11 protein-coding genes and 1 riboswitch are annotated in these 12,340 nt (G+C 61.3%); of the genes, 7 read left to right on the forward strand and 4 right to left on the reverse strand.

What is annotated here, in order from left to right; all coding sequences use genetic code 11:
- Nucleotides 1-45 precede the first annotated feature (45 nt).
- Nucleotides 46-378 (reverse strand): multidrug efflux SMR transporter, encoded by a 333-nt coding sequence (locus HU762_RS19590; protein WP_186611848.1) that lies wholly within the window; start codon nt 376-378, stop codon nt 46-48.
- Between the two features lie 102 nt (nt 379-480).
- On the opposite strand from HU762_RS19590, the gene HU762_RS19595 reads away from it, so the two are divergent.
- Complete coding sequence (locus HU762_RS19595) at nt 481-1,371, forward strand: LysR family transcriptional regulator (protein ID WP_186639813.1); 891 nt, start codon at nt 481-483, stop codon at nt 1,369-1,371.
- A gap of 22 nt (nt 1,372-1,393) precedes the next feature.
- Complete coding sequence (waaA, locus tag HU762_RS19600; protein WP_186639815.1) at nt 1,394-2,668, forward strand: lipid IV(A) 3-deoxy-D-manno-octulosonic acid transferase; 1,275 nt, start codon at nt 1,394-1,396, stop codon at nt 2,666-2,668.
- Between the two features lie 162 nt (nt 2,669-2,830).
- Here waaA and HU762_RS19605 read toward each other — a convergent pair whose 3' ends face one another.
- Nucleotides 2,831-4,270, reverse strand: coding sequence for a TolC family outer membrane protein (locus tag HU762_RS19605; RefSeq protein WP_186639817.1), 1,440 nt, complete (start codon nt 4,268-4,270; stop codon nt 2,831-2,833).
- Nucleotides 4,271-4,427: 157 nt separating this feature from the next.
- Nucleotides 4,428-4,533: riboswitch (TPP riboswitch) on the forward strand.
- A 175-nt stretch (nt 4,534-4,708) separates the two neighbouring features.
- Between HU762_RS19605 and thiC the strand changes: the two genes are divergently transcribed.
- Complete coding sequence (gene thiC / locus HU762_RS19610) at nt 4,709-6,598, forward strand: phosphomethylpyrimidine synthase ThiC (protein WP_186639819.1); 1,890 nt, start codon at nt 4,709-4,711, stop codon at nt 6,596-6,598.
- Between the two features lie 86 nt (nt 6,599-6,684).
- Nucleotides 6,685-7,977, forward strand: a complete 1,293-nt coding sequence (cytX, locus tag HU762_RS19615) for a putative hydroxymethylpyrimidine transporter CytX (RefSeq protein WP_186639821.1) — start codon at nt 6,685-6,687, stop codon at nt 7,975-7,977.
- Here cytX and HU762_RS19620 read toward each other — a convergent pair.
- Nucleotides 7,946-8,692: a DUF3298 domain-containing protein gene (locus HU762_RS19620; RefSeq protein WP_186639823.1), complete on the reverse strand. Its 747-nt coding sequence runs from the start codon at nt 8,690-8,692 to the stop codon at nt 7,946-7,948. The two genes, cytX and HU762_RS19620, sit on opposite strands and share 32 nt — an antisense overlap.
- Nucleotides 8,693-8,906: 214 nt before the next feature.
- On the opposite strand from HU762_RS19620, the gene HU762_RS19625 reads away from it, so the two are divergent.
- The 3 genes from HU762_RS19625 to cpdA all read left to right on the forward strand — a co-directional run bounded on the left by HU762_RS19625 (nt 8,907) and on the right by cpdA (nt 10,882).
- Entirely contained in the window at nt 8,907-9,524 is a 618-nt protein-coding gene (locus HU762_RS19625; RefSeq protein WP_186639825.1) for an NUDIX domain-containing protein, read from the forward strand.
- Nucleotides 9,515-9,967, forward strand: a complete 453-nt coding sequence (locus HU762_RS19630; protein ID WP_003186471.1) for a DUF1249 domain-containing protein — start codon at nt 9,515-9,517, stop codon at nt 9,965-9,967. The genes HU762_RS19625 and HU762_RS19630 overlap by 10 nt, the downstream gene beginning before the upstream one ends.
- A gap of 99 nt (nt 9,968-10,066) precedes the next feature.
- Nucleotides 10,067-10,882 carry a 3',5'-cyclic-AMP phosphodiesterase gene (gene cpdA / locus HU762_RS19635; protein ID WP_186639827.1) on the forward strand — a complete coding sequence of 272 codons (816 nt, stop codon included), beginning with the start codon at nt 10,067-10,069 and terminating at the stop codon, nt 10,880-10,882.
- A gap of 185 nt (nt 10,883-11,067) precedes the next feature.
- Here cpdA and HU762_RS19640 read toward each other — a convergent pair whose 3' ends face one another.
- Complete coding sequence (locus HU762_RS19640) at nt 11,068-12,192, reverse strand: hypothetical protein (RefSeq protein WP_186639829.1); 1,125 nt, start codon at nt 12,190-12,192, stop codon at nt 11,068-11,070.
- Between the last annotated feature and the right edge of the window lie 148 nt (nt 12,193-12,340).

The following is a 12,340-nucleotide window of genomic DNA, read 5'->3' on the forward strand; positions in this document are numbered from 1 at the left end:
GGGTATCGCTTTGCTCGCAGCTTAAAGCTTGGAGCTTGCGCTGCTTCAGTGCCCTGCGGTCTTGGAAAACAGCTGGATCACCACCACTCCCAACACAATCAACGCCATCCCCAGAATGGCCGGCACGTCCAGTTTCTGCCCATAGATGAACAGCGCCGCGACGCTGACCATGACGATGCCCATCCCGGCCCAGACCGCGTAGGCCACGCCCACCGGTACGGTGCGCACCACCAGCGTCAGCATCCAGAACGCGATGCCGTAGCCGGCGACGACCAGCAGCAAGGGCAGCGGGGTGCTCAGGCCTTTGACCGCTTTCATTGAAACGGTGGCGATCACTTCGGCGCAAATGGCGATGGCCAGGTAGTAGTAGGCGTTCATAGGCTGTTCCTCTTTGACTGTTACGTGTTTCGTTGCGACCATTTTAGAGATCGCGCAGATGCGGTAAAGTCATTACCTATCTGCAATAGAGATAGGTCGACCATGAACGTTCAATGGAATCTTGAGCAGCTGCGGTTGTTCGTCGAAGTCGCCGAGAAGCGCTCGTTTTCCGCCGTGGCCCGGGACCAGCGCAAGGCCCAGTCGGCCATCAGCAGCGCAATTGCGTTGTTGGAGGCCGACTTGGGGGTGAGCCTGTTCGAGCGCAGCAGTGGCCGCCAGCCCAGGCTCACCGATGCTGGCGAGGCGCTGCTGGAAGAGGCCAGGGAAGTCTTGCGCCAGTGTGAACGCCTGAATGGTCGTGCCCTGGCGCTGATGCGCGGACAGGAAGCGTCGCTGCGCCTGGCTCAGGACGAGGCCATGCCTTATCAACCGGTGATCGACAGCCTGGCGGCACTCGCCGAACAATTTCCTACGCTCGAAGTGCAACTGGCCAGCGCCGCCCAAGGCGATGTGGCGCGCAAGCTGGTGGAACGTCGCGCCGATCTCGGGCTGCTGTTCTACCACGACCAGATCCCCGAGGCGCTGGAACGCCGGGTACTGGGCAGCGTCGAGATGGTCACCGTATGCGGAAGGAGTCATCCACTGGCGCATCACGGTTATGTCACCTGCCGGGAAATGGCCCGGCACCGCCAGTTGTTGATGGCGACCCAGTCGAGCGTTTATCCGGGCAGTGAGCAGGCTAGCCCGCAGGTCTGGCGGGCCGACAGCTTTTATGTGCTGGCCGAATGGCTGAGGTGTGGCCTGGGCTGGGCGTGGTTGCCACGGCATGTTGTGCAATACCCGGCCTACGTGGGGGATATGGTCGAACTCAGCAGCGAATGGACCCCGCCGGCGTTGGTGGTGGAACTGGTCTGGCGTCGCGACGAACCCTTGGGACCAGCCGCGCGTTGGCTGGCGGAACGTTTTGCCGTGCAGTTGCAGGCGATCGGCTGAAAAACCGATAAACTCCGCCGCCATGAACAGAACTCTCTATAGCGCATTGTTTTATCTGGGGCTGCCACTGGTAGCGATTCGGCTCTGGCTGCGGGCTCGCAAGGCGCCGGCCTATGCCCGCCGTATTGGCGAGCGCTTCGCTTGGGGCTTGCCGGCGATGATGCCGGGCGGCATCTGGGTCCACGCGGTGTCGGTGGGCGAAAGCATTGCCGCTGCGCCGATGATCCGCGCCTTGCTGCAACGTTATCCACAGCTGCCGATCACCGTGACCTGCATGACACCCACCGGTTCGGAACGAATCAAGGCGCTGTTCGCCGATGAACCGCGGGTCCAGCACTGTTACCTGCCTTATGACTTGCCTTGCGCGGCCAAGCGTTTTCTCGACCAGGTTCGCCCGAAACTGGCGGTGATCATGGAAACCGAGCTGTGGCCCAACCACATTCACCAATGCGCCAGGCGCGGCATCCCCGTGGCGTTGGCCAACGCCCGGCTGTCGGAGCGATCGGCGCGCGGCTACGCTCGCTTTCCCAAACTGACCCGGCCGATGCTCGCTGAAATGAGCCTGTTTGCTGTCCAGACCGAAGCCGAGGCCGAGCGCTTCCGTCAGTTGGGCGCCCGCGCGCAAACCGTCGAAGTGACCGGCTCCATCAAGTACGACCTGACCGTCGACTCGCAACTGCTGGAAAACGCCAGTACCTTGCGCCAGCAATGGCAAGCGGTAGATCGCCCGGTGTGGATCGCCGCCAGCACACACGAGGGTGAAGATGAAGTGGTGCTCGACGCTCACCGCCGGTTGCTAGCCAGTTATCCCGATGCGTTGTTGATCCTGGTGCCGCGTCATCCGGAACGTTTCGACTCGGTCCATCAGCTTTGTGAGAACGAAGGGTTTGCCACGGTCCGGCGCTCCAAAGCTCAACCGGTCACCGCGCAAACCTCGGTGCTGCTGGGCGATACCATGGGCGAACTGCTGTTTCTCTATGCGTTGGCCGACAGTGCTTTTGTCGGCGGCAGCCTGGTGCCCAACGGCGGGCACAATCTGCTCGAACCGGCGGCGTTGGCAAAACCGGTGCTCAGTGGCCCGCACCTGTTCAACTTCCTCGAAATCGCCGCGCAACTGCGTACGGCCGGGGCGTTGCAGGAAGTCGATGATGCCCAAAGCCTGGCCTTGGCGGTACAGCGTCTGTTCGAACTGCCCCGCGACGCCCAGCGCATGGCCGAGGCTGGGCTGAAAGTGATGCGCAGCAACCAGGGCGCCTTGCAGCGTTTGCTGGACGGGTTGGGACGGTTGCTCGACTGAGCTGTTGTGGCGAGGGGATTTAGCGAAACGTCGCACCGCCCCGCTGGGGTGCGAAGCACCCCCCTTCAAACTGCCTGACACACCGTGCTGCCAGGTTTTGGGGCTGCTATGCAGCCCAGCGGGGATAAATCCCCTCGCCACAGGGGATTCGTCGCCGGTGTGTTACTGCGTCGGCCGCGAGCGCAGTTGCTCCGCTGCTGCCTGGGCCAGGTCCGGCGGCAGGAAATCCTTGTCGGGGTTGTAGTCGGGCTTGAGGTAGCGTGACAGGGCCTGCAAGTCTTCGGGGCTCAAGGTGCCGGCGGCCTGCTTGAGGCGCAGGTTATCGAGGATGTAGTCATACCGGGCGTTGTTGTAGTTGCGCACCGAGGTGTACAGCTGACGCTGGGCATCCAGCACATCGACGATGTTGCGGGTGCCGACCTGGTAGCCGATTTCCGTGGCTTCCACCGCGCTCTGGTTGGAGATGATCGACTGGCGCCGGGCCTGGACCTGCTCCACATCGGTGTTCACCGCACGGTGCAGGTTACGGGTGTTCTCCACCACCTGCCGGCGCAGGCTTTCGCGCTGCTGCTCGGTCTGGGTGAGCTGCGAGTAGGACTCGCGCACCTGGGAGCTGGTCAACCCGCCGCTGTAGATCGGAATGCTCAATTGCAGGGCCAGTGTGCGCTGTTCGACGTCGCCGCTATATGACCGACCAAATGCATTCGGGTTGCTGAAGCCCAGGGCGTCGTTGTCACCTTTTTCGTACCTCGCCACCGCATCCAGCGTCGGCGCATGCCCGGCCTTGCGTTGGCGCAAGGTGTCTTCGGCGGCCGTCACAGCATAGTTGCTGGCCAACAGGTTCAGGTTTTGCTTGGCGGCGGTGTCGACCCAGGCCTTGGCATCATTGGGCGCCGGCGGCAGGATCGGCAGGGTGTGGACGACGCCCTGGAGCGAGTTGTACTGGCGATTGGTCAAGGTGATCAGCGCTTCGAACGCATCGTCGACCTGGCGCTGCGCCAGGATCCGGTTGGCGCGTGCCGTGTCGTAGCTGGCCTGGGATTGCAGCACATCGGTCTTGTCCGACAGCCCGACGTCGAAGCGTTCGTTGGATTGGTCGAGCTGGCGCTTGAACGCCGCTTCCTCGGCCTTTGTCGAGGCCAGGTTGTCCTGGCTGCGCAGCACATTGAAATAGCTTTCGGCGCTTTGCAGGATCAGGTTCTGTTCGGTCGCCGACAATTGCAGCGAGGCTTGTTCGTTCACCGATTTCGCGGCTTGGAACTGGAACCAGCGGTCGGCACGAAACAGCGGTTGCGAGAGGGTGGCCTGATACGAGCGGGCGCTGCGATTGGCTACCGCCGCAGGCTGGTCGATATCGGTGCGCACGTTGGCGACTTCAGCTCCGCCGGACAGATTGGGCAGCAACCCGGCGCGGGCCTGGGGCACCACTTCCTTCTGGGCGCCATACTGGGCGCGGGCAGCGGCCAGGTCGGCGTTGTTGTCCACCGCTTCCTGATACACGCTTACCAGATCGGTTTTGGTCGTTAAAGGCGCTTCGGCGGCCCAGGCCATTCCATTGGACGCACAAGACACGGCCAGGGCCAGTGAGAGTTTGCGCAGCATGAGGCGATCCCTAAGTTCAAGATTGAGTGCGCATAACAGGCGCGCGGCGTAGCGAGTGTAGTTGCGCCTGGGCACGGCAACAATCCTGTATATACGCCATTCATCACGCCTTTTGCCCTGGCGATGGCGTTCTCTCGTGGTTGTGTCTAGACTGGCCGGGTTCTTGTCGGGGTGCCTTGCTATGAGGCTGAGATCGAATAATTTCGGATCCCGTTGAACCTGATCAGGTTAGCGCCTGCGTAGGGAACAAGATTTCTCGTCACCCGGCGAGTCCTCTTGTGCTTCGTCCGGGATGTTGTTCGACAATCGACTTTCGATCTTCGAACATGCTCGAGCAGCAAGCACAGCGTCCGCACTTTCGTGCAGGGACGCGTCCATTCGTTACAGGTTCGCTCCGACAAAAATCCACTGCCTGGATGTGTGTCTGGAGAGCCCGTGATGACGACAAAATCAAAAAACGCGACCAACCTCAGTGAATCGGCCCAGGTCGATCAGCAATCGGTTCAGCCCTTTACCCGCTCGCAAAAAATCTACGTCCAGGGCAGCCGCCCGGATATCCGCGTGCCCATGCGCGAAATCAGCCTCGACGTGACCCCGACCGACTTCGGCGGCGAAATCAACGCGCCGGTGGTGGTGTATGACACGTCGGGCCCGTATACCGACCCGAACGTGATCATCGACGTACGCAAAGGCCTGGCCGACGTGCGTTCGCCGTGGATCGAAGCCCGTGGCGACACCGAGCGCCTGGCCGGCCTGAGCTCCAACTTCGGCCAGGAACGCCTGGCCGACCCCGAACTGACCAAGCTGCGCTTCGCCCACGTGAACAACCCGCGTCGCGCCAAGCCAGGTGCCAACGTCAGCCAGATGCACTATGCGCGCAAAGGCATCATCACCGCCGAGATGGAATACGTCGCCATCCGCGAAAACATGAAGCTGGAAGTCGCCCGCGCCGCCGGCCTGCTGGACCAGCAGCATGCCGGCCACAGCTTCGGCGCCAGCGTGCCGAAAGTCATCACCCCGGAATTCGTGCGCGATGAAATCGCCCGTGGCCGCGCGATCATCCCGGCCAACATCAACCACACCGAACTGGAACCGATGATCATCGGCCGTAACTTCCTGGTGAAGATCAACGGCAACATCGGCAACAGTGCGCTGGGTTCGTCCATCGAAGAAGAAGTGGCGAAGCTGACCTGGGGCATCCGCTGGGGTTCGGACACGGTCATGGACCTGTCCACCGGCAAGCACATCCATGAAACCCGCGAGTGGATCATCCGCAACTCGCCCGTGCCGATCGGCACCGTGCCGATCTACCAAGCCCTGGAAAAAGTCGGCGGCGCCGCCGAAGACCTGACCTGGGAACTGTTTCGCGACACGCTCATCGAACAGGCCGAGCAGGGCGTCGACTACTTCACCATCCACGCCGGCGTGCTGTTGCGCTATGTGCCGCTGACCGCCAAACGGGTGACCGGTATCGTGTCCCGTGGCGGCTCGATCATGGCCAAGTGGTGCCTGGCGCATCACAAGGAAAACTTCCTCTACACCCACTTCGAAGACATCTGCGAAATCATGAAGGCCTACGACGTCAGCTTCTCGCTGGGCGATGGCCTGCGTCCGGGCTCGATTGCCGACGCCAACGACGCAGCGCAGTTCGGCGAGCTGGAAACCCTCGGCGAGCTGACCAAGATCGCCTGGAAGCACGACGTGCAATGCATGATCGAAGGCCCCGGCCACGTGCCGATGCAGTTGATCAAGGAGAACATGGACAAGCAGCTCGAGTGCTGCGACGAGGCGCCGTTCTACACCCTCGGCCCGCTGACCACCGACATCGCGCCGGGCTACGACCACATCACGTCCGGTATCGGTGCGGCGATGATCGGCTGGTTCGGTTGCGCGATGCTTTGCTACGTCACGCCGAAGGAACACCTCGGCTTGCCGAACAAGGATGACGTGAAGACCGGGATCATCACCTACAAGATCGCCGCCCACGCGGCTGACCTTGCCAAGGGCCACCCGGGCGCGCAGATCCGCGACAACGCCCTGAGCAAGGCGCGTTTCGAGTTCCGCTGGGAAGACCAGTTCAACCTCGGCCTGGACCCGGACACCGCCCGCTCGTACCACGACGAAACCCTGCCGAAGGACTCGGCCAAGGTGGCGCATTTCTGCTCGATGTGCGGGCCGAAATTCTGCTCGATGAAAATCACCCAGGAAGTGCGCGAGTACGCCGCCAACCAGCGCATTGAAGCGGTGGATGTGGATGTTGCCCAGGGCCTGGCGGAGCAGGCGGAGCGGTTCAAGCAGGAAGGTAGTCAGCTTTACAAGAAAGTCTGATCCGAGCATCGCTCACCTGTGGCGAGGGAGCTTGCTCCCTCGCCACATCGGCGACCCAAAACAATAATCTCCCCTGAGATATCTCTGTGAACATCCAACCCAGCACCTACTCCCCAGACACCGCCGTGCCCCTGGACAAACGCGTCTTCGGCGCCCGCGATCTGTTTTCCCTGTGGTTCTCCCTCGGCATCGGCCTGATGGTCTTGCAGGTCGGCGCCTTGCTCGCGCCGGGCCTGGGCCTGAGTGGTTCGTTGCTGGCGATATTCCTCGGCACGCTGGTGGGCGTCCTGTTGCTGGCGGCGGTCGGGGTGATCGGCAGTGACACAGGCCTGTCGGCCATGGCCGCCCTCAAGCTGAGCCTGGGTGGCAAGGGCGCGAGCGTGCCGGCGGTGTTGAACCTGTTGCAACTGATCGGTTGGGGCTCGTTCGAAATCATTGTCATGCGCGACGCCGCCAGCCTGCTCGGCGCCCGGGCCTTCAGCGAAGGCAGCCTGGGCTCGAACCCGCTGCTGTGGACGCTGTTTTTCGGCGCCCTGGCAACCCTGCTCGCCGTGAGCGGGCCGCTGACCTTCGTGCGTAAGGTCCTGCGTAAATGGGGCATCTGGCTGCTGCTGGCCGCGTGCATCTGGTTGACCTGGAACCTGTTCGCCAAGGCTGACCTGGCGGCGCTGTGGGCCCAGGCGGGCGATGGCTCGATGCCGCTGGCGGTGGGGTTTGATATCGCCATTGCGATGCCGCTGTCGTGGTTGCCGCTGATCGCCGACTACTCGCGCTTCGGCAAACGCGCCAGGAATGTCTTCGGCGGTACGGCCGTGGGCTTTTTCATCGGTAACTTCTGGCTGATGAGCCTGGGGGTGGCCTACACCCTGGCGTTCGCCCCGAGCGGTGAAGTCAACGCGTTGCTGCTGGCCCTGGCGGGTGCTGGATTGGGTATTCCGCTGCTGCTGATTCTGTTGGACGAGTCGGAAAACGCCTTCGCCGACATCCACTCGGCGGCGGTGTCCAGCGGCATGCTATCGGGGTTGAAGGTCGAGCACCTGGCCTTGGCGATTGGCGTCATCTGCACCCTGATCGCCTGCTTTGCGCCGTTGGCGCAGTACCAGAACTTCCTGTTGCTGATCGGCTCGGTGTTCGCGCCGCTGTTCGGCGTGGTGCTGGTGGACCACTTCATCCTGCGCAAACGCAGCAGCCAGGTCGTGTCAGCCGCGTTGCGCTGGCCGGCATTGTTGGCCTGGCTGGGTGGGGTGAGCACGTATCACCTGCTGGCCAACTTCTACCCTGACATCGGCGCAACCCTGCCATCGTTGATTCTGGCAGGGTTGCTGCAGCTGTTGCTGGGCCGGGCTTTCAGCTACGGCCAGGGAACAGCTCGGGCTTGAGGATGCCGTTGAGGCGTGGGTAGGCGATCTTCAGTTCGATGTGGCCCAGGGCGTACGGCGCGATGGTGCTCACTTCGTACTTGAGGATCACCCCGCCATAGGTCAGCGCGATGTGTGGGGTTTTCTGGAAGGACCACTGTTTCAGGAACTCCGGTTCCTGATCCAGCTTGGTGCTGATCAGCCAACTATTGTGGGCGACTTGCGCAGCTTTCCAGAACGCCTCTTCCTGGCCCGGCAGCAGCATGTCTGACAGCTCCAGCACCTTGTGTTGCTGGCGCGAATAGTTGATGAAGCCGCGCCCCGGCGTGCCGTGGGCACCGCCGGTGTCCAGGTAGCTGGACAGTTCGATGATCACCAAGCCGTCATGCTGCTCGCGTACCTTGGCTTGCAAATAGCTGCTATTGCGTGGTGCGGCGTTGCGCAAAAACTGCTCGCGATAGGCCGCCAGCGTCGGTGCCGCCGGGGCGTCCGGTGAGGTGCGGGTCATTTGCAGCAAGCGTTTCTCAATGATGCTGTCCAGCGCGGGCTCGGCGGGAAAGCGCAAGGTGTCGATATTGACCAGCGGGCAGTCGGCACTGGCGCAGCCAGGCTGCAGCTGCTCCGACGCATCGCGAGTGGTCTCCAACGGAGCGCGATAATTGGGCTGGAACAGGCTCTGGCAAGCGCCCAGGGTCAGGGCAATGGCGGCCAGCGAAGCAATCTTGAAAAGCGACATGGGCGTCCTTCGTGAAACAGGGAAAGGCAAAAAGTTACCCGCTTCGACTGTCAGCAGGGCAATCAGTTCGCCACTAAGCTCATTAGAGTGAGTTTGCAGGCAGCCGTCTATCCCGATGACCGGAAAGGGGCTGCATCAAACGGTACGGGCGCGTTAGGATGGCGCGAAGCCGAGGCTGGAACCTCGCATCGATCCACTGTAAACGAGGACTGTCATGACTGATTTCACCAATGCCACACCGAACGCCGTAGAGGTCGTCAAGCGCGAGAGCTGCTTCCAGGGTTTCTACAAGCTCGACCGCGTGCACCTGCGCCACGAGTTGTTCGCCGGTGGCATGAGCCGTGAAATCAGCCGCGAGCTGTTCGTGCGCCATGACGCGGTGTGCGTGCTGCCCTATGACCCGCAGCGCGACGAAGTGGTGCTCATCGAGCAGTTTCGCGTCGGCGCCATGGGCAAGAGTGTCAACCCTTGGCTGGTGGAACTGGTGGCAGGCCTGATCGACAAGGATGAGCAGCCGGAAGAAGTTGCTCATCGCGAAGCGCAGGAGGAAGCTGGGCTTGTCTTCGCGGCGCTCTGGCCGATGACCAAATATTTCCCCTCGCCGGGCGGCAGCGATGAGTTCGTGCACCTTTACCTGGGGCGTTGCGACAGCGCTGGGGCAGGTGGCCTGCATGGGCTGGAGGACGAAGGCGAAGATATCCGCGTAAAGACCTGGGCTTTCGAAGACGCGCTGCAAGCAGTGCGCGACGGGCGTATCTGCAACGCGGCCAGCATTATTGCCCTGCAATGGCTGGCCTTGAATCGCGATGAAGTGAGGGGGCTATGGTCCTGAACAAGCTGCGCGACCGCTATCGCGTCGATCTGGTGGGGTTGCAGGCCGCCTGCGAGGCTAACTACGCCCGCCTGATGCGCTTGTTGCCGGACATGCGCAACGACCCGGCGCCGCGCCGAATCGCCGTGACCCATGGCGACCAGATGCTCGGTGTGCTGGCCCTGGAAGTGCTGCAGACCTGTCCCTACACCACCACCTTACAAGTGCGCCAGGAACACAGCCTGCCCTGGCTGCCGGTGCCGCAGCTGGAAGTGCAGGTCTATCACGATGCGCGCATGGCCGAGGTAGTCAGCGCCGAACATGCACGACGCTTTCGTGGCATCTATCCTTACCCCAATGCGTCAATGCACCAGCCGGATGAAAAAGCCCAGTTGAACCTGTTCCTGGGGGAATGGCTGAGTCATTGCCTGGCGCTGGGCCACGAGTTCGAAGTCGTTCGGTAGTTGTGAACCGGTTCCGGTTCGCGGGTTTCCCCTTTCGATCATCCCCCAGCATAATTGCGGCTTCATGCAACGGCGTGATTGCGCCTGGGAGAGAGCGATTTGCCGAGCGTATCCAGCTTGACCACGGCCGATGCGGCGTTGTTGGTCCAACTGTCTGACAGTCATTTGTTCGCCGAGGCCGATGCTTCGTTGCTGGGCATGAACACCCGCGACAGCCTGCGCGAGGTCGTTGACCTGGTGCTCAGGCAGCAGCCGAACATCGACTTGATGCTTGCCACCGGGGATTTGTCCCAGGACGGCACGCTGGAGTCCTACGCGGCATTTCGGCAACTGACTGCGCGAATCGAAGCGCCGGCGCGGTGGATCCCCGGCAACCATGATGAGCCGCGGGAGATGCTTGAGGCGGCGGTCAAGAGCACGTTGCTCGATCCGGTGGTGGACATTGGCAATTGGCGGGTGACGATGCTCGATTCGGCCGTGCCAGGTTCGGTGCCGGGGTTTTTGGCCGAGGAGCAATTGATTCTGTTGGCCAACGCGCTGAGTGAAGCGCCGGAGCGGCATCACCTGGTGTGCCTGCATCATCATCCGGTGTCGATTGGATGTGTGTGGATGGAGCCGATCGGGTTGCGTAATCCAGAGGCGCTGTTTGCGGTGCTGGATCGGTTTCCTCAGGTGCGTGCGGTGTTGTGGGGGCATGTGCATCAGGAGATCGACCAGGTGCGCGAGGGGGTTCGGTTGTTGGCTTCGCCTTCGACGTGTATTCAGTTTGAACCGGGGAGTGAGGATTTTGCGGTGGGCTCGCAGGCGCCGGGGTATCGGTGGTTGCGGCTCTTGCCGGATGGGCGGTTGGAGACGGGGGTTGAGCGGTTGGTTGGTTTTGCGTTTACCCCTGACTATGGCTCCAACGGGTATTGAGCTGTTGGACGCGGCGGACTGGCCGCCGGTCTGTCTTTGTTGACCGGATACATATACGTTGCCGCGGTGACACTAGTTATGGTCCCGCTCTTACGGCGTCTCGCTTTTGACCAGCCGGAATGCCGGCCCAGGCAAAAGCAAGCAAAACACGTCGCGACGCATGTCCCGGGCGATGCCCCTCGGATTCATAGGATCTGCCGGTAGGCCTGTACATCCAGCACGCTGGTTGCCAGCCCGGTCGCTGGTGTATAGATGGGGCCTTGTACCGTTGTGAATTTAACGCCCTTGGTACCCAGCGACACATAGCGCTCGCCTTCATCGCGCTCGGTGAAGTAGGTGTAGGAGTGTTTTTCCATCGCTTTGTAGTGCGTTGCGTCTTCAACCATTTTCGCACTGAGCGATAGCAGGTCGGCGTCGGTCAGTTCGAGGGACTTGTTCAGCTTCGTCCCCCAACGCCGCAGGCATGCTTCGGCGAGGTGGCGGACCAGGCGGCCCGGCTCGGTCAGGACGCTTGGTCCGCTGACGCCATCCCCTGCGGCGTTGCCGACCAGGGTGGCGTGTCGGCCAGGCATCGGGAGGATGCTGGTTTTGGTGCCGGTGGCGGTTTGAGGTATCACGCAACTGAAGCCTTTCGAGCGCTCATCCCTGGCATAAATGCCCACGTACTCTTTCACGTTTGGATTGAGCTTGACTCGATGCTCCTGGAAGTTACCGATACCCGGCACGGGATCGATGGCGAAGATATTGACTGGAATGTTTTTAAGTTCGGCGTCCTTGAACATGGCGTTGGCCAGCATATGACAACTGATACCGCCGCGACTCCAACCCACGAGATTGACTTGCGTAGGGATAATGCCATTGCGGAAAGTTTTAATGATTTGTTCCTGTAGTTTTTGTTGGGTAATGCTGCGGTCGCCATAGTTATATTTGCGCCAAAACCAACTGCCTTCGCTCTTTACATCCTCGATTGGAATGCCGGCGGCTTTCAAGCGGTTATATTCCGCCTCGGTCAGTTGTTCGCGTTGCCAGTCGCTCTTGCCTTTGATGAGGTTGAGGGCGTGCTGCACGTTTTCTTCCCAGCCTTTGCCGAAGAGCGTTCCGGAAAGTCCGTAGTCCTTGGTGCGGGTGAGCAGTTCATCGGCTTGCAGGTTGCTGGTGCCGGGGCCATTGATCACGGCCCACTCGGCGAACTCGCGTCCTGCATGATTTGATGCGAGGGTGGTTACCAGTTCGCCGTTCCAATAGTTTTCATTGCTGCTGTCGAACTTGGTTGAGCCAGTTCCGCAAAAAAATATAGTTACGATTGTCATTTTTCTGTCTCGTTATTGGTAATAAGGAGTTGGTAGATTAGTTTCGGCTGGCATTGTTTTGGAAGGGGGGTGTTGTTGCGGGGTTTGTAAGGAGTTGGTATGGGGGGTTGGTTGCTGTGGGGTAAGTAAGGCGAAAGTTCTGTTGGGG

This window comes from Pseudomonas sp. SWRI92, from assembly GCF_014268685.1.
GTDB lineage: Bacteria > Pseudomonadota > Gammaproteobacteria > Pseudomonadales > Pseudomonadaceae > Aquipseudomonas > Aquipseudomonas marvdashtae.